Consider the following 20,991-nt stretch of genomic DNA (forward strand, 5'->3'; position numbering starts at 1 on the left):
AGGAAAGTCTGGCATCCCAGTGAGAGGCTGCATCGCAAGGAGTTTAGATGAGTGCCGATAACGCCTACGCGGTCGAGCTGAAGGGAGTCTCCTTCAAGCGCGGTGCGCGGAGCATTTTCAATAACGTCGATATCCGCATCCCGCGCGGCAAGGTCACCGGCATCATGGGGCCTTCCGGCTGCGGCAAGACCACGCTGCTGCGCCTGATGGGCGCGCAGTTGCGGCCGTCCGGCGGCGAAGTCTGGGTCAACGGGCAGAACCTGCCGACGCTGTCGCGCAGTGATCTGTTCGATGCGCGCAAGCACATGGGCGTGCTGTTTCAGAGCGGTGCGCTGTTCACCGACCTCGATGTGTTCGAGAACGTGGCCTTTCCGCTGCGGGTGCACACGCAACTGCCGGAAGACATGATTCGCGACATCGTCCTGCTGAAATTGCAGGCCGTGGGGCTGCGTGGCGCCATCGACCTGATGCCGGACGAACTGTCCGGCGGCATGAAGCGCCGCGTGGCGCTGGCCCGGGCGATTGCCCTCGATCCGCAGATTCTCATGTACGACGAGCCCTTCGTGGGCCAAGACCCGATCGCCATGGGCGTGCTGGTGCGCCTGATCCGCCTGCTCAACGATGCACTGGGAATCACCAGCATCGTGGTCTCGCACGACCTGGCGGAAACCGCGAGCATTGCCGACTACATCTATGTCGTGGGCGATGGTCAGGTGCTGGGGCAGGGCACGCCGGATGAGCTGATGAATTCGGATGACCCGCGTATCCGTCAGTTCATGACCGGTGATCCCGATGGCCCGGTGCCGTATCACTTTCCAGCGACGGATTACCGCGCAGATCTTCTGGGGAAGCGTTGATGCGCAGAATTTCATTGATGGAACGCGTGCGTCGGTTCGGCGAATCGGCGATCGACGCGGTCGCGGTGTTTGGTCGGGCGACCCTGTTTCTGTTTCACGCCCTGCTGGGCCGTGGCGGTATCAGCGGTGGTTTCGGCCTGTTGGTCAAGCAGCTGCATTCGGTCGGCGTCATGTCGCTGGTGATCATCGTGGTCTCCGGCATTTTCATCGGCATGGTCCTCGCGCTGCAGGGCTTCAGCATTCTTTCCAGCTATGGTTCAGAGCAGGCTGTAGGGCAGATGGTCGCCCTGACGCTGCTGCGTGAACTGGGGCCGGTGGTCACGGCGTTGCTGTTTGCCGGGCGGGCCGGTTCGGCGTTGACCGCAGAGATCGGCAACATGAAATCCACCGAGCAGCTGTCCAGCCTGGAAATGATCGGTGTCGATCCGCTCAAGTACATCATTGCCCCGCGCCTGTGGGCCGGCTTCATTTCCCTGCCGGTGCTGGCGATGATTTTCAGCGTCGTCGGCATCTGGGGCGGTTCGTGGGTCGCAGTCGACTGGCTGGGCGTTTATGAAGGCTCGTACTGGGCGAACATGCAGAACAGCGTGAACTTCACCAGTGATGTGCTCAATGGCGTGATCAAGAGTGTCGTTTTCGCCTTTGTCGTGACCTGGATCGCCGTATTCCAAGGCTATGACTGTGAACCCACTTCCGAGGGAATCAGTCGTGCCACCACCAAGACCGTGGTGTTTGCCTCGCTGGCAGTGCTCGGTCTGGACTTTATTCTGACCGCTTTGATGTTTGGAGATTTCTGATGCAAAACCGCACCCTGGAAATCGGTGTCGGCCTGTTCCTGCTGGCAGGGATCCTGGCTTTGCTGCTGCTCGCCTTGCGCGTCAGCGGCCTGTCTCCGACTTCGTCCACCGACACTTACAAGTTGTATGCGTATTTCGACAATATCGCCGGTCTGACGGTCAGAGCCAAAGTGACCATGGCCGGTGTGACCATCGGCAAGGTCACCGCAATCGATCTGGATCGCGACAGCTTCACCGGTCGGGTCACGCTGCAAGTGGATAAAAAGGTCGACAACCTGCCGGTCGATTCGACTGCATCTATCCTCACCGCGGGTCTGCTGGGCGAGAAATACATCGGTATCAGCGTCGGCGGTGAAGACACCCAGTTGAAAGACGGTGGAACCATCCACGACACGCAGTCGTCACTGGTACTGGAAGACCTGATCGGTAAATTCCTGCTCAATACCGTTAGCAAAGACGCCAAATGAGGAGCTTTTGAATGATCTCTATCTTGCGACGTGGCCTGTTGGTGTTGCTCGCGGCCCTGCCGTTGATGGCTAACGCTGCACCGGGGCAATCGGCTCATGACCTGATTCAGGACACCACGAACCGGATGCTTGCCGACTTGCAGGCAAACAAAGAGAAGTACAAGCAGGATCCGCAGGATTTCTATGCGGCGCTCAACAACATTGTGGGGCCAGTGGTGGATGCCGAGGGCATCTCCAAAAGCATCATGACCGTGAAGTATTCGCGCAAGGCCACGCCTGAGCAGATGCAGCGCTTTCAGGAAAACTTCAAGCGCGGTCTGTTCCAGTTCTATGGCAACGCTCTGCTGGAATACAACAACCAGGGCATCACGGTTGACCCGGCCAAAGACGAATCGGGCGACCGCACCAGCGTCAACATGACCGTCAAGGGCAGCAATGGCGCGATCTATCCGGTGCAGTACACGCTTGAGAAGATCAGCGGCGAGTGGAAGCTGCGCAACGTGATCATCAACGGCATCAACATCGGCAAGCTGTTCCGTGACCAGTTCGCCGACGCCATGCAACGCAATGGCAACGATCTGGACAAGACCATCGATGGCTGGGCCGGTGAAGTGGCCAAGGCCAAGCAGGAAACCGACAAAGCCGCCGCGAAGCCAGCGCAATGAGTGAGGCGGCAGTTCGTATGAGTGATGTCGACGAGCTGGTGCTCAGCGGCGTGCTGGATTACCGCACCGGGCCTGAGCTGCGCAAGGAAGGGCAGGCGCTGATCAAGTCGAGCAAGGCGTCGGCGCTGGTCATCGATTGTTCGGCGGTGCAGAAGTCCAGCAGCGTCGGCCTGTCGTTGCTGCTGTGCTTCATGCGCGATGCCCAGGCGGCCGGCAAGGCCGTCAGCATCCGTGCGATGCCTGAAGACATGCGCGAAATCGCTCAGGTCAGTGAACTGACCGAGCTGTTGGCGCAACCCTGAACCATCATCTACAAAGAAGCCCCCCGTCAGAGTCCTGCGTTGCGGGGTTCGCAGGCGCGGGGCTTTTTTGTATGATGTCCGACCCGTGCGCACAGGGCGCCGATTGAGGTTGAGCATGCAGGCCGTAGAAGTGAAGAGCTTCCTTGAAGGAAAGCTGCCAGGAACGCTGGTAGAAGTTGAGGGCGAAGGCTGCAACTTCCAGCTGAACGTGATTAGCGATGAACTGGCGGCGTTGAGCCCGGTGAAGCGTCAGCAGCAGGTCTATGCCCATTTGAACCCATGGATCACCGATGGCAGCATCCATGCGGTCACTATGAAATTTTTCAGCCGCGCGGCCTGGGCCGAGCGCACCTGAGCCCTAGGGCGTCGAGATACTAATGGATAAATTGATTATTACCGGTGGCGCTCGTCTTGATGGCGAGATCCGCATTTCCGGCGCGAAGAACTCCGCCCTGCCGATTCTGGCCGCGACCTTGCTGTGCGATGGCCCGGTCACCGTTGGCAACCTGCCGCACCTGCACGACATCACCACCATGATCGAGCTGTTCGGGCGCATGGGCATTGAGCCGGTAATCGACGAGAAGCTCAGCGTCGAAATCGACCCGCGCACCATCAAGACCCTGATCGCGCCGTACGAACTGGTGAAAACCATGCGTGCGTCGATCCTTGTGCTCGGCCCGATGGTCGCGCGTTTCGGTGAAGCCGAAGTCGCACTGCCTGGCGGTTGCGCCATCGGTTCGCGTCCGGTCGACCTGCACATCCGCGGTCTGGAAGCCATGGGCGCGGTCATCGACGTCGAAGGCGGCTACATCAAGGCCAAGGCACCTGAAGGTGGTTTGCGCGGCGCGCACTTCTTCTTCGACACCGTCAGCGTGACCGGTACCGAGAACATCATGATGGCCGCTGCTCTGGCCAAGGGCCGCAGCGTGTTGCAGAACGCCGCGCGCGAGCCTGAAGTAGTCGACCTGGCGAACTTCCTCAATGCCATGGGCGCCAAGGTTTCCGGCGCCGGCACCGACACCATCACCATCGATGGCGTCGAGCGGCTGGGTTCGGCTTTCTACAAAGTCATGCCTGACCGTATCGAAACCGGCACCTATCTGGTCGCTGCTGCCGTGACCGGTGGCCGCGTCAAGGTCAAGGACACCGATCCGACCATTCTCGAAGCGGTACTGGAAAAGCTCCGTGAAGCCGGTGCGGAAATCACCTGCGGTGAAGACTGGATCGAGCTGAACATGCACGGCAAGCGCCCGAAGGCGGTCAACGTGCGCACCGCGCCGTACCCGGCGTTCCCGACCGACATGCAGGCCCAGTTCATCTCGCTCAACGCCATTGCCGAAGGTACTGGTGCGGTGATCGAGACGATCTTCGAAAATCGTTTCATGCACGTGTACGAGCTGCACCGCATGGGCGCGCATATCCAGGTTGAAGGCAACACTGCCATCGTCACCGGTATCGAGAAGCTCAAGGGCGCGCCAGTCATGGCCACCGACCTGCGCGCATCGGCCAGTCTGGTGATCTCGGCGCTGGTTGCCGAAGGCGACACGCTGATCGACCGCATCTACCACATAGACCGTGGTTACGAGTGCATCGAAGAAAAACTGCAAATGCTGGGTGCCAAGATCCGTCGCGTTCCGGGCTGATCGCTGCATCGGGACACAGGGACGTGTCCACTGAATTCGTTTCGAGTCTAGGGTGTACGCACCCTCGATGTGTGTCCGGCGCCGATTGCGACCGGGCATGAGTACCTTGATAAGGACTGACGTTTCCCATGTTGACCATCGCACTGTCCAAGGGCCGCATCCTTGACGACACTCTGCCGCTTCTCGCTGAAGCGGGCATCGTGCCGACCGAGAATCCGGACAAGAGCCGCAAGCTGATCATTCCCACGACCCAGGACGACGTGCGTCTGCTGATCGTGCGTGCCACCGACGTGCCGACCTATGTCGAGCATGGCGCGGCCGACCTCGGCGTCGCCGGTAAGGACGTGCTGATGGAATACAGCGGCCAGGGCCTGTACGAGCCGCTGGACCTGCAGATCGCCCAGTGCAAGCTGATGACTGCCGGCAAGATCGGCGCGGCCGAGCCCAAGGGCCGTCTGCGCGTGGCGACCAAGTTCGTCAACGTTGCCAAGCGTTATTACGCCGAGCAGGGCCGTCAGGTCGACATCATCAAGCTGTACGGCTCGATGGAACTGGCGCCGCTGATCGGGCTGGCCGACAAGATCATCGACGTGGTCGACACCGGCAACACCCTGCGCGCCAACGGCCTGGAGCCACAGGAACTGATCGCCACGATCAGCTCGCGTCTGGTGGTCAACAAGGCTTCAATGAAAATGCAGCACGCCCGAATCCAGGCGTTGATCGACACCCTGCGCAACGCAGTGGAATCGCGACACCGCGGCTGATCTACCAGCGCGGCCCGAGGCCGCGCCGTCTATCCGCCTCATAGCCAGAATTCTCAGGTGCCCAAGCGGATCGAATGCTAGTTTCGGGCGCCTGAGTTTTTTGCCAATTCCTATGAGGCTCTCGCTATGACCGCACCGACTGCAATTCGCCGACTCAACGCTGCTGACCCGGATTTCGCGCATCATCTGGATCATCTGCTGAGCTGGGAAAGTGTGTCTGATGACTCGGTCAATCAGCGCGTGCTGGACATCATCAAGGCTGTGCGCGAGCGCGGTGACGCGGCGCTGGTCGAGTTCACCCAGAAGTTCGACGGTCTTGAAGTCGCCTCGATGGCCGACCTGATCCTGCCGCGCGAGCGTCTCGAACTGGCCCTGACCCGCATCACCGTGCCGCAACGCGAGGCCTTGGAAAAAGCCGCCGCCCGCGTGCGCAGCTATCACGAAAAACAGAAGCAGGATTCCTGGAGCTACACCGAGGCTGACGGCACGGTGCTCGGCCAGAAAGTCACGCCACTGGATCGCGCAGGCCTTTACGTGCCGGGCGGCAAGGCCTCGTATCCGTCGTCGGTATTGATGAACGCGATTCCGGCCAAGGTCGCCGGCGTGACCGAAGTGGTCATGGTCGTGCCGACCCCGCGCGGTGAAATCAACGAGCTGGTGCTGGCCGCTGCCTGCATCGCCGGTGTCGACCGCGTGTTCACCATCGGCGGCGCGCAAGCGGTTGCCGCACTGGCTTATGGCACCGAAAGCGTGCCGCGTGTCGACAAGGTTGTCGGCCCGGGCAATATCTATGTCGCCACCGCCAAGCGCCATGTGTTCGGCCAGGTCGGCATCGACATGATTGCCGGCCCTTCGGAAATTCTTGTTGTCTGCGACGGCCAGACCGATCCGGACTGGATCGCCATGGACCTCTTCTCCCAGGCCGAGCACGACGAAGACGCGCAAGCGATTCTGGTCAGCCCCGACGCCGAGTTCCTCGACAAGGTAGCCGCAAGCATCGACAAACTGCTGCCGACCATGGACCGCGCGACCATCATCGAAACTTCGATCAATGGCCGTGGTGCGCTGATCCAGGTCACTGACATGGCCCAGGCCATCGAAGTCGCCAACCGTATCGCCCCGGAACACCTGGAGTTGTCGGTCGCTGATCCACAAGCCTGGCTGCCGCAGATCCGCCACGCCGGTGCGATCTTCATGGGCCGCCACACTTCCGAAGCGTTGGGCGATTACTGCGCCGGTCCGAACCACGTGTTGCCGACTTCCGGCACCGCGCGGTTCTCCTCGCCGCTGGGTGTCTACGACTTCCAAAAGCGCTCGTCGATCATCTTCTGCTCCGAGGCCGGCGCTTCCGAACTGGGCAAAACTGCATCGGTACTGGCCCGTGGTGAATCGCTGAGCGCCCACGCGCGCAGCGCCGAATACCGCATCAAAGACCAAGACTTTCTGAAAGGGCAGGGGAACTGAGCGATGAGTAAATTCTGGAGCCCGTTCGTCAAGGATCTGGTGCCCTACGTGCCGGGCGAACAGCCGAAGCTGACCAAACTGGTCAAGCTCAATACCAACGAAAATCCGTATGGCCCGTCGCCAAAAGCGCTGGCGGCGATGCAAACCGAGCTCAACGACAACCTGCGCCTGTACCCGGACCCGAACAGTGATCTGCTGAAAAACGCCGTGGCCGAATATTACGGCGTGCAAACCAGTCAGGTGTTCCTTGGCAACGGTTCGGACGAAGTGCTCGCGCACATCTTCCACGGTCTGCTGCAACACGATCAGCCGCTGCTGTTCCCGGACATCAGCTACAGCTTCTATCCGGTCTACTGCGGTCTGTACGGCATTGAATTCGATGCGGTGCCGCTGGATGCGCAATTCCAGATCAACCCGGCCGACTACGCCAAACCGAATGGCGGGATCATTTTCCCCAACCCGAACGCCCCGACCGGATGCCAGCTGGCGCTGGACGCCGTCGAGCAAATCCTCAAGGCCAGTCCAGATTCGGTTGTAGTCGTGGATGAGGCGTACATCGACTTCGGTGGCGAGACGGCGATCAGTCTGGTGGACCGCTATCCGAATCTGCTGGTGACGCAGACGCTGTCCAAGTCACGCTCGCTGGCCGGCCTGCGTGTCGGTCTGGCGGTAGGGCACCCGGATCTGATCGAGGCGTTGGAGCGGATCAAGAACAGCTTCAACTCCTATCCACTGGATCGTCTGGCGATTGTCGGCGCGGCGGCGGCGTTTGCAGATCGCGAGTATTTCGACAAGACCTGTCGTCAGGTGATCGAGAGCCGCGAATGGGTGGTGGCGCAGTTGCAGGCTAAAGGCTTTGAAGTGCTGCCGTCGGCGGCCAACTTCATCTTCGCTCGCCACCCGCAGCATGATGCGGCGGGCCTGGCGGCCAAGCTGCGCGAGCAGGGCGTGATCGTGCGGCACTTCAAGCAGGAACGGATTGCGCAGTTCTTGCGGATATCGGTGGGTACGCCGGAGCAGAATCAGGCGTTGATCGACGGCCTTGGCGACCTCTAAAAGCAAAAGCCCCTCACCCTAGCCCTCTCCCAGAGGGAGAGGGGACTGAATGGGGAATATTGCAGAGGTTCACCGACTTGAACGATTTGTATTGAATCCATAATCAACTCGGTTTTCAGGTCGATGTATCCCGCAAGACAACTCGATCGGCCCCCTCTCCCAGAGGGAGAGGGGACTGAATGGGGAATATTGCAGAGGTTCACCGACTTGAACGATTTGTATTGAATCCATAATCAACTCGGTCTTTCAGGTCGATGTATCCCGCAAGACAACTCGGTCGGCTCCCTCTCCCAGAGGGAGAGGGGACTGAATGGGAATATTGCAGAGGTTCACCGACTTGAACGATTTGTATTGAATCCATAATCAACTCGGTCTTTCAGGTCGATGTATCCCGCAAGACAACTCGGTCGGCCCCCTCTCCCAGAGGGAGAGGGGACTGAATGGGGAATATTGCAGAGGTTCACCGACTTGAACGATTTGTATTGAATCCATAATCAACTCGGTCTTTCAGGTCGATGTATCCCGCAAGACAACTCGGTCGGCCCCCTCTCCCAGAGGGAGAGGGGACTGAATGGGGAATATTGCAGAGGTTCACCGACTTGAACGATTTGTATTGAATCCATAATCAACTCGGTCTTTCAGGTCGATGTATCCCGCAAGACAACTCGGTCGGCCCCCTCTCCCAGAGGGAGAGGGGACTGAATGGGGAATATTGCAGAGGTTCACCGACTTGAACGATTTGTATTGAATCCATAATCAACTCGGTCTTTCAGGTCAATGTATCCCGCAAGACAACTCGGTCGGCCCCCTCTCCCAGAGGGAGAGGGGACTGAACGGGGAATATTGCAGAGGTTCACCGACTTGAACGATTTGTATTGAATCCATAATCAACTCGGTCTTTCAGGTCGATGTATCCCGCAAGACAACTCGGTCGGCCCCCTCTCCCAGAGGGAGAGGGGACTGAATGGGGAATATTGCAGAGGTTCACCGACTTGAACGATTTGTATTGAATCCATAATCAACTCGGTCTTTCAGGTCGATGTATCCCGCAAGACAACTCGGTCGGCCCCCTCTCCCAGAGTGAGAGGGGACTGAATGGGAATATTGCAGAGGTTCACCGACTTGAACGATTTGTATTGAATCCATAATCAACTCGGTCTTTCAGGTCGATGTATCCCGCAAGACAACTCGGTCGGCCCCCTCTCCCAGAGGGAGAGGGGACTGAACGGGGAATATTGCAGAGGTTCACCGACTTGAACGATTTGTATTGAATCCATAATCAACTCGGTCTTTCAGGTCGATGTATCCCGCAAGACAACTCGGTCGGCCCCCTCTCCCAGAGGGAGAGGGGACTGAATGGGGAATATTGCAGAGGTTCACCGACTTGAACGATTTGTATTGAATCCATAATCAACTCGGTCTTTCAGGTCGATGTATCCCGCAAGACAACTCGGTCGGCCCCCTCTCCCAGAGGGAGAGGGGGCTGAATGGGGAATATTGCAGAGGTTCACCGACTTGAACGATTTGTATTGAATCCATAATCAACTCGGTCTTTCAGGTCGATGTATCCCGCAAGACAACTCGGTCGGCTCCCTCTCCCGCCGGGAGAGGGCTGGGGTGAGGGTGTGCTTTTATTCGTGATGCGGCTCGCCAAGGAACGTCAGTGAACTGAACAACCCACGACTGTCCACATCCACACTGTCCTTCACCGGCACTTCAACCTGCGCCGCAATCACATTCAACCCTTCATTACGCACCAGCACCTGCGCACGCCCGTCCTTGTCGGTCTCGGTGCTCAGGGTGTTTGGCGCGCTGCGATAGTCGCCATATAACTTCACACCTGCCGCCGGTTTGCCATCGAGCAGCACCCGCACCGGTAACGATTTGCCCGGCCCGACCGTCAGCGGATCGACCTCCGGCAGGATCAGCAGTTTGATCTGGTCCAGTTTCGGCAATTTCGCCCCCGGCTGATAGATCGCCAGGCTGTACTTGAAGGTCTGCGTGGCCTCGGTGGCGCCGGGCACTTTGCTGCGTCCTTCGTTGATCCACTTCTTGTCCGCCGTCTGCGACCACATGCCATTATTCAGCGCCACGGCCATCAGCGCCGGCGGCTTCAATGGTTTCAAACGGGCATGATCGGCCAGGCGCTCGACGCTGACCGGGATCATTTTGCCGCTTGCGTCATAAGCCCAGGCACCGCTGACTTTTTGTGCCTTGAAGGCGTTGTCTTCGGCGCCGTGACCGTAGACCACTTCGATGTTGCCGCGTCGTTCCTCTGTCCACAGGCCGTGGGCCGACACTTGCCCGGTGAAGAGCGCAGCGATGAGCAGAAGGGATTTGCCGTAGTGCATGGTGACGTCCTTTTACAGGTTGAGTGTCAGGCTGACGGTGAAATTGCGTGGCTCGCCGGGGTTGACCCAGTAGTTGCTGTAGGAGCGCTCGTAATATTTCTCGTCGAAGACGTTGTTCAGGTTGAGGCCGACCGTTACGTTGTCGCTGGCCTTGTAGTGCGCGAGCAAGTCGACGGTCTGGTAGGCCGGCAATTCGAAGTCGCTGCCGGATTCGCCCGAGCGATCGCCGACGTAGGTGAACGCTGCGCCGACGTCTGAACCGCGCAGACGGCCATCCTGAAATTCATAAACACCCAGCAGACTGCCGCTGCGTTTGGCCACGCCGAGGATGCGGCTGCCTGTGGCAATGGTCGCGTCGCCCTTGGTCACCTCGGCGTCGATGTAGGCGAAGGCGCCGATGACCCGCACCGCGTCGGTCACCTGGCCGCTCACTTGCCAATCGAAGCCCTGACTGCGCGCCTTGCCCATGGCGCGGCTGGTGTCGGTGCCCGGATCGAGGGCGAGAACGTTTTCCTTGTCGATGTGGAAGAAGGCGAGGGTGCTGCTCACACGCTCATCGAACAGCTCGTTCTTGATTCCCACTTCATAACCGACGCCTTCTTCCGGGTCGAAGGATTTGCCGGAAGCATCCAGGCCGTTGTTCGGTTTGAACGAGGTCGAGGCGTTGGCGAACAGGCCGGTGTTCGGCGTGAGCTGATAGAGCAGGCCGGCGCGTTGAGTCAGCGCGTCGTGGCGTTGCTGACTTTTGGCGTTGCGGCTGTGATCGTCGATGCGCTGATCGAAGTGCTCGAAGCGCGCGCCGAGCATGCCGCGCAGCTTGTCGGTGAAGATGATCTGGTCCTGCAGATTCAGCGCATGACTTTCGACGTGTTCGAAGAAGTCGGTGCCCGAGCGTGCGCCGTTGGGTTTCGGCTGGCCGTAGACCGGCTTATAGATGTCGATGGCGTAGGGGCCGCCAGCAATGGTGGTGACGCGTTCGTCCTTGCGGTAATTCTCGTACTCGGTGCCGATCAGCAATTCATGCTGCCACGGCCCGAGGTCGAACAGACCGCGCAGTTCCAGTTGGGTGATGCTGTCGTGCCAACTCGTGTCGCGTTCGCGCAAGCGGCGGTTGACCGTATGGCCGTCGGCGTTCAGCGCGCGTTGTTCCGTGGCGTCGCCCCAGAGCTTGCCTTCCTTGTAGTGGCTGGCCAGACGCAGTTTCCAGCTGTCGTTCAGATGGTGTTCAAGAGTGGCCTGGAGCAGGTTGTTGTGGTTGTCGATGTTGCCGTCGTTGGGCTCGCCCAAGAACGTCGAGCGCGAAACGCCGCTCCATTTGTTGTTCGGCGCCACAACGCCACGATCGAACGTCGAGTTGTGACGGACGATTTCGCTCTCCACCAGCAGCGATGTGTCCGGGCTCAACTGCCAACTGATCGAGGGCGCAACGAATACCCTCTGGCTGTCGACGTGGTCGCGAAAGCTGTTGTTGTCTTCTACGGCGAGATTGATGCGCGAGAGCACATCGCCCTGATCATCGAGGGGCGTGTTGACGTCCAGCGCGGTGCGATAGCGGTCCCAACTGCCAGCGCTGGTTTGCAGAGTGGTGAACGCTTCCGGCTGCGGTTTCTTGGTGACGATGTTCACCGTACCGCCGGGATCGCCCCGGCCGTACAGGCTGGCGGCCGGGCCTTTGAGCACTTCGATGCGCTCGATGTTGGCCGCATCTGGCGTGCTCGGGTAGCCGCGATTGGCGCTGAAACCGTCCTTGTAGAACTCGGACGTGGTGAAGCCGCGCACGCTGTATTCGTACAGGGTCAGGCCGCCGAAGTTGTTCTGCTTCGATACGCCGCCAGCAAAATCCAGCGCACGTTCGACGCTGCTGCTGCCCAGATCCGAGAGCACGCTGGCCGGGACCACGCTGATGGCTTGTGGGATATCGCGTATCGCCGTGTCGGTTTTGGTCGCACTGGCCGAGCGAGTCGCGCGATAACCGCTGACCGGGCCGGTGGGTGATTCGTAGTCGGAGGTGACGCTGATGGCTTCCAGCTCAACGGGCTGCGGCTCATCGGCGAAGGCGGGATCGCAGAGCAAACCCAGAGTCAGGCCCAACAGTGAGGCCTTTTTGCGAGACGACATGTTATGTTGTTCCAATTGCGAGAATTGAAACAATATAACATGCCCGTTGAGAATGTCTGTTATTCGCGCCGTTGGCGCGAAAACATTTTTACTCTTCTTTTTCTTTCACCGGTGCCGGTGGTGGACGCAGGCCGATTTCAGCCGTCAGCTTCAGCTCCTTGCCGTTACGCATGACCTGAATTGTCACCTTGTCGGTCGGTTTGATCCGCGCCACCTGGTTCATCGAGCGGCGACCATCGCCGGCGGGCTCGCCATCGATGCTCAGAATCACATCGCCCAGTTGCAGGCCGGCTTTCTGCGCCGGGCCGTCACGGAAGATTCCGGCGACGACGATCCCAGGGCGCCCGGACAAGCCAAACGACTCCGCCAGTTCCTGAGTCAGCGGTTGCACTTCGATGCCCAGCCAGCCACGAATCACCTGGCCGTGCTCGATGATCGACTTCATCACTTCCATCGCCAGTTTCACCGGAATGGCAAATCCGATGCCTTGCGAGCCGCCGGACTTGGAAAAGATCGCCGTGTTGATTCCGGTGAGGTTGCCGTTGGCATCGACCAGCGCACCGCCGGAGTTGCCCGGGTTGATCGCCGCATCGGTCTGGATGAAGTCTTCGTAGTTGTTCAGGCCCAACTGATTGCGGCCGGTGGCGCTGATGATGCCCATGGTCACGGTCTGACCGACGCCGAACGGGTTGCCGATAGCGAGCGCGACGTCACCGATGCGAATGCTGTCGGAGCGGCCGACGGTGATTGCCGGGAGGTTTTTCAGGTCGATCTTCAGGACAGCCAGGTCAGTCTCAGGATCGCTGCCAATCACCCGTGCGAGTGTTTCGCGACCGTCCTTCAATGCCACGACAATCTGGTCGGCGCCGCTGGTGACGTGGTTGTTGGTGAGGATGTAGCCTTCCGGGCTCATGATTACCCCGGAACCGAGGCTCGATTCCATGCGCTTCTGTTTCGGCGAATTGTCACCGAAGAAGCGGCGGAACTGCGGATCCTCGAACAAGGGATGCGCCGGTTTGTTGATGACCTTGGTGGTGTACAGGTTGACCACCGACGGCGCGGCGATGCCCACCGCATCCGCATAGGACACCGGCCCCTGTTGCACGATCGTGGTCTGTGGCGCCTGTTGCAGATTGACGTCGAGGCTCGGCAGCCCGACCCACTCGGGGTAACGCTGAATAATCAACAGAGCGATAAGCACACCGGCCAACAGCGGCCAGCCAAAAAAACGCAGCGCCTTGAGCATTAAGCACGTTCCTGGAAAGGTTGCAGGCGAGGTCAGACCGCCCATAATGTCGCGCATTATACGAGGCCGCGCGCGCCTCTGAACGGGATATTTAGGAGTCTTTCATGGCCGTTGCCCTCAGCACCCTCGTCGAAGAAGCCGACCGTTACCTGGGCAGTGCGAAAATTGCCGATTATTGCCCCAACGGATTACAGGTCGAAGGCCGCCCGCAAGTGATGCGCATCGTCAGTGGCGTCACCGCCAGCCAGGCTTTATTGGATGCCGCCGTCGAAGCCGAGGCCGACCTGATCCTGGTCCACCACGGGTATTTCTGGAAAGGCGAAAACCCCTGCGTCACCGGCATGAAACAGCGCCGCTTGAAAACCTTGCTCAAGCACGACGTCAGTCTGCTCGCTTATCACCTGCCGCTGGATCTGCACCCGGACGTTGGCAACAACGTGCAACTGGCGCGTCAGCTCGACATCACTGTCGAAGGGCCGCTCGACCCGAGCAACCCGAAAGTCGTCGGGCTGGTCGGTTCGCTGAATGAGCCGATGACTGCGCGGGATTTCGCGCGCAAGGTGCAGGAAGTCATGGGCCGCGAGCCGCTGCTGATCGAAGGCAGCGGCATGATCCGCCGCGTCGGTTGGTGCACCGGCGGTGGCCAGGGTTATATCGACCAGGGCGTGGCGGCGGGGGTCGATCTGTTCATCAGTGGCGAGGCCTCCGAGCAGACTTTCCACAGTGCGCGGGAAAACGACATCAGCTTCATCGCCGCCGGCCATCACGCCACCGAACGCTATGGCGTGCAGGCGCTGGGCGAGTATCTGGCGAAGCGCTTTGCCCTTGAGCACATCTTCATCGATTGCCCCAACCCGATCTGAACTCACCGCAAACCCCTGTGGGAGCGAGCCTGCTCGCGAAGTCGTCAGACCTTCAATACAAAGGTGCCTGACACTCCGCCTTCGCGAGCAGGCTCGCTCCTCCGTTCGGCCCTGACGGCCGAACTGGTGGGCATATTCATATACCCTTTCGATCTAGTTGGCGTCCTGATTAGAAGAGGTCGCTGTGCTAGGATTCCTCGCTCGAACACGGCCCGCTGGCCGTTCATAAGAAAGCTTTCGTGAGTAGCCATGGTCGACAAACTGACGCATCTGAAACAGCTGGAGGCGGAAAGCATCCACATCATCCGCGAGGTGGCCGCCGAGTTCGATAACCCGGTGATGCTGTACTCCATCGGTAAAGACTCCGCCGTGATGCTGCACCTGGCACGCAAGGCGTTCTTCCCGGGCAAACTGCCGTTTCCGGTGATGCACGTCGACACCCGCTGGAAATTCCAGGAAATGTACAAGTTCCGCGACAAGATGGTCGAAGACTTGGGCCTGGACCTGATTACCCACATCAACCCCGATGGCGTAGCGCAGAACATCAACCCGTTCACCCACGGCAGCGCCAAGCACACCGACATCATGAAAACCGAAGGCCTGAAACAGGCACTCGACAAGCATGGTTTCGACGCAGCGTTCGGCGGCGCCCGTCGCGATGAAGAGAAATCCCGCGCCAAAGAGCGCGTGTACTCGTTCCGCGACAGCAAACACCGCTGGGACCCGAAAAACCAGCGTCCGGAGCTGTGGAACGTCTACAACGGCAAGGTCAACAAGGGCGAATCCATTCGTGTATTCCCGTTGTCGAACTGGACCGAACTGGATATCTGGCAGTACATCTACCTCGAAGGCATCCCGATTGTGCCGCTGTACTTCGCCGCCGAACGCGAAGTGATCGAGAAGAACGGCACGCTGATCATGATCGACGACGAGCGCATCCTCGAGCACCTGTCCGATGAAGACAAAGCGCGCATCGTGAAAAAGAAAGTGCGGTTCCGCACCCTTGGCTGCTACCCGTTGACGGGCGCGGTGGAGTCCGAGGCCGAAAGCCTTACGGACATCATTCAGGAAATGCTCCTGACGCGAACTTCCGAGCGCCAGGGCCGGGTCATCGACCACGATGGCGCAGGCTCAATGGAAGACAAAAAACGTCAAGGCTATTTCTAAGGGGCTGTCATGTCGCATGTTTCTGATTTGATCAGCGAGGACATCCTCGCCTACCTGGGCCAGCACGAACGTAAAGAGCTGCTGCGCTTTTTGACCTGCGGTAACGTCGATGACGGCAAGAGCACCCTGATCGGGCGCCTGCTGCACGACTCGAAAATGATCTATGAAGATCATCTCGAAGCCATTACCCGCGATTCGAAGAAAGTCGGCACCACCGGTGACGACATCGACCTGGCATTGCTGGTCGACGGTCTGCAGGCCGAGCGTGAGCAGGGCATCACCATTGATGTCGCTTACCGCTATTTCTCCACCGCCAAGCGCAAATTCATCATCGCCGACACCCCCGGCCATGAGCAGTACACCCGCAACATGGCCACCGGTGCGTCCACCTGTGACCTGGCGATCATTCTGGTCGACGCCCGTTACGGCGTGCAGACCCAGACCCGTCGTCACAGCTTCATTGCTTCGTTGCTGGGCATCAAACACATCGTCGTCGCCATCAACAAGATGGACTTGAAGGATTTCGACGAAGGCGTGTTCGAGTCGATCAAGGCCGACTACCTGAAGTTCGCCGAAGGCTTGAAGATGAAGCCGACCAGCATGCACTTCGTGCCGATGTCTGCCCTTAAAGGCGACAACGTGGTGAACAAGTCCGAGCGCTCGCCGTGGTACACCGGCCAGTCGCTGATGGAAATTCTCGAGACAGTGGAAGTGGCGGGCGATCGCAACTTCACCGATCTGCGTTTCCCGGTGCAGTACGTCAACCGTCCGAACCTGAACTTCCGTGGTTTCGCCGGCACCCTGGCCAGCGGCATTGTGCACAAGGGCGACGAAGTCGTGGTGCTGCCGTCGGGCAAGAGCAGCCGGGTGAAATCCATCGTCACCTTCGAAGGTGAGCTGGAACACGCAGGTCCCGGTCAGGCGGTAACCCTGACCATGGAAGACGAAATCGACATCTCCCGTGGCGACCTGTTGGTGCATGCCGACAACGTGCCGCCGGTCACCGACAGCTTCGAAGCGATGCTGGTGTGGATGGCTGAAGAGCCGATGCTGCCGGGCAAGAAATACGACATCAAACGCGCCACCAGTTACGTGCCGGGCTCCATCGCCAGCATCGTCAACAAGGTCGACGTGAACACATTGGAAGAAGGCCCGGCGAGCGCGTTGCAGCTCAACGAAATCGGTAAGGTGAAGATCGCGCTCGACGCGCCGATCGCCCTCGACGGTTACGAGAGCAACCGCACCACCGGCGCATTCATCGTCATCGATCGCCTGACCAACGGCACCGTTGGCGCCGGCATGATCGTCGCTCAGCCTGTAGCGCATGGCACTGCCACCCACCACGGCAAACTGGCCCACGTGGCGACTGAAGAACGCGCCCAGCGCTTCGGCCAGCAACCGGCCACCGTGCTGTTCAGCGGCCTGTCCGGCGCGGGTAAAAGCACCCTGGCGTATGCGGTCGAGCGCAAGCTGTTCGACATGGGCCGCGCGGTGTTTGTACTCGATGGCCAGAACCTGCGTCATGACTTGAACAAAGGTCTGCCACAGGATCGCGCCGGGCGTACCGAGAACTGGCGTCGAGCCGCCCACGTGGCGCGTCAGTTCAACGAAGCGGGGCTGCTGACCCTGGCCGCGTTCGTCGCGCCAAGTGCCGAAGGTCGCGAGCAGGCCAAGGAACTGATCGGCAAGGATCGCTTGCTGACGGTCTACGTGCAGGCCTCGCCGACCGTGTGCGCCGAGCGTGATCCGCAAGGGCTGTACGCTGCTGGCGGCGACAATATCCCGGGCGAATCCTTCCCGTACGACGTGCCGCTCAATGCCGATCTGGTGATCGACACGCAGTCGCTGAGTCTGGAAGAAAGCGTCAAGCAAGTGCTGGAGCTGTTGCGTCAGCGTGGCGCGATATAAGCATTGAAGCAGCGACAAGCTACTAGCTGCAAGCGGCAAGAAAAAGCCCGCCGGTGAGTGATCATCGGCGGGCTTTTTAGTGTTGGGTGATCCTTCCCACGCTCCGCGTGGGAATGCCTCATTGGACGCTCCGCGTCCGCTTCGGCAGGGACGCGGAGCGTCCCGGGCTGCATTCCCACGCGGAGCGTGGGAACGATCAACTGTGGAGCGAGCCTGCTCGCGAAAGCTTTATCTCATTCAACATCTTTGCAAGCTGATCCACCGCTTTCGCGAGCAGGCTCGCTCCCACAGGGGTTTATTGGTGACCTGGATATTCGCGGTGCATCTGCTCCAGCAACGCATCCTTGTCCAGCCACAGCTGATTGATCCAGCCCTGGAACTGCAATCTATACTCGCCGTCCTGGTCGTAGTTCTTGCCGATGAATGCCGGCGGGATTTTGATTTCCTCAAAATGCACCACCACATCGCGCACATTGCCGCAGAGCAAATCCCAGAACCCTGGACGCCCCGCTGGATAATGAATCGTCACGTTGACGATCGACTCCAGCTGTTCGCCCATCGCATCCAGCACAAAGGCGATCCCGCCGGCCTTGGGCTTGAGCAGGTACTTGAACGGTGACTGCTGCTGCGCATGCTTGCCTTCGGTGAAGCGTGTGCCTTCGACGAAGTTGAAAATCCCCACCGGGTTATGGCGGAATTTCGCGCAGGTCTTGCGCGTTGTTTCCAGGTCCTTGCCTTTCTTTTCCGGGTGTTTTTCCAGGTACGCCTTGGAGTAGCGCTTCATGAACGGAAAGCCCAGCGCCCACCAGGCCAGGCCAATCACCGGCACCCAGATCAGCTCCTGCTTGAGGAAAAACTTCAGCGGTTGAATTTTGCGGTTGAGCACGTATTGCAGCACCAGAATATCCACCCAGCTCTGGTGGTTGCTGGTGATCAGGTACGAGTGCTGATAGTCGAGGCCTTGCAGGCCGCTGACGTGCCAGCGGGTGCGCCGTACCAGATTCATCCAGCCCTTGTTGTTGCTGATCCACGCCTCGTGAGTGTGGCTCATCAGCCAACCGGCAATGCGCTGGGTAAAGGCAAACGGCAGGGCCTTGACCAGCGCCACGCAGAACAGAAACGAGCACAGCAGAATCGTATTGAGCGCCAACAGCAGCGAGGCGATCACGCCGCGCACGGGTGCGGGTAGAAAATCCAGCATTTATACATCCATAGGTCGGTTGGCGGCTTGAATCGCGGTGAGCGCGATGGTGTAGACGATGTCATCGACTTGCGCGCCGCGCGGCAGGTCGTTCACCGGTTTGCGCAGGCCTTGCAGCATCGGCCCGAGGCTGACGCAATCGGCGCTGCGCTGCACGGCTTTGTGCGTAGTGTTGCCGGTGTTCAGATCGGGGAACACAAACACCGTGGCGCGCCCGGCGACCTGACTGTTCGGCGCCAGTTGCCGCGCGACGTCGGCGTTGGCGGCGGCGTCGTATTGCAACGGGCCGTCGATCAGCAGCGAATTCTGTTGCTCATGAGCCAGCAGAGTCGCCTCGCGGACTTTCTCGACTTCTTCACCGCGAGCCGATTCGCCGCTGGAATAGCTGATCATCGCCACCCGTGGAGTGATACCGAATGCGGCCGCCGAGTCAGCGCTTTGCAGGGCGATCTCGGCCAGTTCCGCGGCGCTCGGGTGTGGATTCATCACGCAGTCGCCGTAGACCAGCACTTCTTCGGGGAACAGCATGAAGAATACCGACGACACCAGCGTGCAGCCCGGTGCGGTCTTGATCAGTTGCAGGGCGGGGCGGATGGTGTTGGCGGTGGTGTTGATCACACCCGAAACCAGGCCGTCGACCTCATCCAGCGCAAGCATCATGGTGCCGATCACCACGGTGTCTTCCAGTTGTTGCTCGGCCATCGGTGCGTTGAGGCTTTTGCTCTTGCGCAGAGCGACCATCGGCTCGACGTAACGCTCGCGGATGTGGTCCGGGTCAAGGATTTCCAGACCCGGCGGCAGCACGATACCTTGCGCGCGGGCGACCGCTTCGACGTCTTCGGGTTTGGCCAATAGCACGCAGCGGGCGATCCCGCGTTCCTGACAGATTGCCGCCGCTTGCACGGTGAACGGCTCGCTGCCTTCGGGCAAGACGATGCGCTTGTTCGCCGCTTGCGCGCGCTGGATCAATTGATAGCGGAACACTGCCGGCGACAGGCGCATCTCCCGAGGCGTACCGCAGCGCTGATGCAGCCAGTTGGCGTCGAGGTGGCTGGCGACGAAATCAGTGATGATCTCCGCGCGCTCGCGGTCATCGATCGGGATTTCCTTGTTCAGGCCATTGAGCAGATTGGCGGTGTCGTACGAGCCGGTGCTCACCGACAACACCGGCAGACCGGCCTGCAACGCGCCCCGGCAGAGGTCCATGATGCGCGGGTCGGGCAGGGTGTCACTGGTCAGCAACAGGCCGGCCAGCGGCACACCGTTGATCGCTGCGAGGCTGACGGCGAGGATGATGTCGTCGCGATCGCCCGGCGTCACCACCAGCACGCCGGGCTTGAGCAGCTCGACGGTGTTGCGCATGGTTCGTGCGCAAATGATGATTTTGCTCATGCGCCGGGTTTCGTAGTCGCCCGCGTTGAGCACTTGCGCGCCCATCAGGTCGGCGACGTCGCGGGTGCGTGGCGCATTGAGTTCCGGCTGAAACGGGATGCAGCCAAGCAAGCGGAAATCACCGCTGCGCAGCAACGGCGAATGCTCCTTCAGACGCGTGGCGAAGGCGTCCATGCTCTCGTCGGTCTTGACCTTGTTGAGGATCACCCCGAGGACTTTCGGATCTTTCGGGCCACCGAACAATTGAGCCTGAAGCTCGACACGGCCAGAAAGCTCGGCGAGCACTTCGTTTTCCGGCGCCGAGACCAGAATCACCTCGGCATCCAGACTCTTGGCCAGGTGCAGATTGACCCGCGCGGCGTAACTGGCGCTGCGGGTCGGCACCATGCCTTCGACCACCAGCACGTCTTTGCCGACCGCCGCTTGCTGATACAGGGCGATGATTTCTTCGAGCAGTTCGTCGAGCTGACCGTCGCCGAGCATGCGTTCAACGTGCGCCAGCCCCAGCGGTTGTGGCGGTTTCAGGCCATGGGTGCGCGCCACCAGTTCGGTGGAACGTTCAGGGCCGGTGTCGCCCGGATGTGGCTGGGCGATCGGTTTGAAGAAGCCGACTTTCAGCCCGGCGCGTTCAAGCGTGCGCACCAGCCCGAGGCTGATGGAGGTCAGACCCACGCCAAAATCGGTGGGGGCGATAAAAAAAGTTTGCATGGGAATTCTCTATGCAAGGGTG

General features: G+C 59.9%; 18 protein-coding genes. 13 read left to right on the plus strand and 5 right to left on the minus strand.

The genetic code is table 11. The annotated features are described in order from the left end of the window. The first annotated feature begins 47 nt into the window (after nucleotides 1-47). The 10 genes from ACZ9BE_RS02020 to hisC all read left to right on the plus strand — a co-directional run bounded on the left by ACZ9BE_RS02020 (nucleotide 48) and on the right by hisC (nucleotide 8,015). Entirely contained in the window at nucleotides 48-857 is an 810-nt protein-coding gene (locus ACZ9BE_RS02020) for an ATP-binding cassette domain-containing protein (RefSeq protein ID WP_056782943.1), read from the plus strand. Beyond that, complete coding sequence (gene mlaE, locus ACZ9BE_RS02025; RefSeq protein ID WP_016771674.1) at nucleotides 857-1,654, plus strand: lipid asymmetry maintenance ABC transporter permease subunit MlaE; 798 nt, start codon at nucleotides 857-859, stop codon at nucleotides 1,652-1,654. Before ACZ9BE_RS02020 ends, mlaE begins: the two co-directional genes overlap by 1 nt. Next, on the plus strand, nucleotides 1,654-2,121 hold the full coding sequence (mlaD, locus tag ACZ9BE_RS02030) for an outer membrane lipid asymmetry maintenance protein MlaD (protein WP_016771673.1): 468 nt from the start codon (nucleotides 1,654-1,656) through the stop codon (nucleotides 2,119-2,121). The genes mlaE and mlaD overlap by 1 nt, the downstream gene beginning before the upstream one ends. Before the next feature lie 11 nt (nucleotides 2,122-2,132). Next, nucleotides 2,133-2,786, plus strand: coding sequence for an MlaC/ttg2D family ABC transporter substrate-binding protein (locus ACZ9BE_RS02035; protein ID WP_056782946.1), 654 nt, complete (start codon nucleotides 2,133-2,135; stop codon nucleotides 2,784-2,786). Beyond that, entirely contained in the window at nucleotides 2,783-3,088 is a 306-nt protein-coding gene (locus ACZ9BE_RS02040; RefSeq protein WP_056782947.1) for an STAS domain-containing protein, read from the plus strand. Before ACZ9BE_RS02035 ends, ACZ9BE_RS02040 begins: the two co-directional genes overlap by 4 nt. A gap of 115 nt (nucleotides 3,089-3,203) precedes the next feature. Next, nucleotides 3,204-3,443, plus strand: a complete 240-nt coding sequence (locus ACZ9BE_RS02045; RefSeq protein WP_016771670.1) for a BolA family protein — start codon at nucleotides 3,204-3,206, stop codon at nucleotides 3,441-3,443. 22 nt (nucleotides 3,444-3,465) lie between these two features. Continuing rightward, the gene (gene murA / locus ACZ9BE_RS02050; RefSeq protein WP_016771669.1) at nucleotides 3,466-4,731 is read left to right on the plus strand and encodes a UDP-N-acetylglucosamine 1-carboxyvinyltransferase; all 1,266 of its coding nucleotides are present in this window, start codon (nucleotides 3,466-3,468) and stop codon (nucleotides 4,729-4,731) included. A gap of 128 nt (nucleotides 4,732-4,859) precedes the next feature. Further along, nucleotides 4,860-5,495, plus strand: a complete 636-nt coding sequence (hisG, locus tag ACZ9BE_RS02055; RefSeq protein ID WP_016771668.1) for an ATP phosphoribosyltransferase — start codon at nucleotides 4,860-4,862, stop codon at nucleotides 5,493-5,495. Nucleotides 5,496-5,621: 126 nt separating this feature from the next. Beyond that, on the plus strand, nucleotides 5,622-6,959 hold the full coding sequence (hisD, locus tag ACZ9BE_RS02060; protein ID WP_041477986.1) for a histidinol dehydrogenase: 1,338 nt from the start codon (nucleotides 5,622-5,624) through the stop codon (nucleotides 6,957-6,959). A 3-nt stretch (nucleotides 6,960-6,962) separates the two neighbouring features. Continuing rightward, nucleotides 6,963-8,015, plus strand: a complete 1,053-nt coding sequence (gene hisC, locus ACZ9BE_RS02065; protein WP_476248854.1) for a histidinol-phosphate transaminase — start codon at nucleotides 6,963-6,965, stop codon at nucleotides 8,013-8,015. 1,631 nt (nucleotides 8,016-9,646) lie between these two features. Here hisC and ACZ9BE_RS02070 read toward each other — a convergent pair. From ACZ9BE_RS02070 to algW, 3 genes are all read right to left on the minus strand, one after another. Next, nucleotides 9,647-10,366, minus strand: a complete 720-nt coding sequence (locus ACZ9BE_RS02070; RefSeq protein WP_460142728.1) for a DUF4198 domain-containing protein — start codon at nucleotides 10,364-10,366, stop codon at nucleotides 9,647-9,649. 12 nt (nucleotides 10,367-10,378) lie between these two features. Continuing rightward, the gene (locus ACZ9BE_RS02075) at nucleotides 10,379-12,484 is read right to left on the minus strand and encodes a TonB-dependent siderophore receptor (protein ID WP_476248855.1); all 2,106 of its coding nucleotides are present in this window, start codon (nucleotides 12,482-12,484) and stop codon (nucleotides 10,379-10,381) included. An 88-nt stretch (nucleotides 12,485-12,572) separates the two neighbouring features. Next, entirely contained in the window at nucleotides 12,573-13,730 is a 1,158-nt protein-coding gene (gene algW, locus ACZ9BE_RS02080; protein ID WP_016770590.1) for a Do family serine endopeptidase AlgW, read from the minus strand. A gap of 104 nt (nucleotides 13,731-13,834) precedes the next feature. Between algW and ACZ9BE_RS02085 the strand changes: the two genes are divergently transcribed. The 3 genes from ACZ9BE_RS02085 (at nucleotide 13,835) to cysN (ending at nucleotide 17,668) form a co-directional block, all read left to right on the plus strand. Beyond that, nucleotides 13,835-14,593, plus strand: coding sequence for a Nif3-like dinuclear metal center hexameric protein (locus ACZ9BE_RS02085; RefSeq protein WP_476248856.1), 759 nt, complete (start codon nucleotides 13,835-13,837; stop codon nucleotides 14,591-14,593). A gap of 249 nt (nucleotides 14,594-14,842) precedes the next feature. Next, complete coding sequence (cysD, locus tag ACZ9BE_RS02090; protein WP_016771664.1) at nucleotides 14,843-15,760, plus strand: sulfate adenylyltransferase subunit CysD; 918 nt, start codon at nucleotides 14,843-14,845, stop codon at nucleotides 15,758-15,760. Nucleotides 15,761-15,769: 9 nt separating this feature from the next. Next, entirely contained in the window at nucleotides 15,770-17,668 is a 1,899-nt protein-coding gene (gene cysN / locus ACZ9BE_RS02095; protein WP_073473760.1) for a sulfate adenylyltransferase subunit CysN, read from the plus strand. A 295-nt stretch (nucleotides 17,669-17,963) separates the two neighbouring features. Here the strand turns inward: cysN and ACZ9BE_RS02100 are convergent, their stop codons facing one another. After that, nucleotides 17,964-18,869, minus strand: coding sequence for an acyltransferase (locus ACZ9BE_RS02100; protein WP_236169719.1), 906 nt, complete (start codon nucleotides 18,867-18,869; stop codon nucleotides 17,964-17,966). Beyond that, on the minus strand, nucleotides 18,870-20,969 hold the full coding sequence (pta, locus tag ACZ9BE_RS02105) for a phosphate acetyltransferase (protein ID WP_024011632.1): 2,100 nt from the start codon (nucleotides 20,967-20,969) through the stop codon (nucleotides 18,870-18,872). Nucleotides 20,970-20,991 lie beyond the last annotated feature (22 nt).

The sequence above is a fragment of the Pseudomonas sp. TE9122 genome, assembly GCF_056278925.1.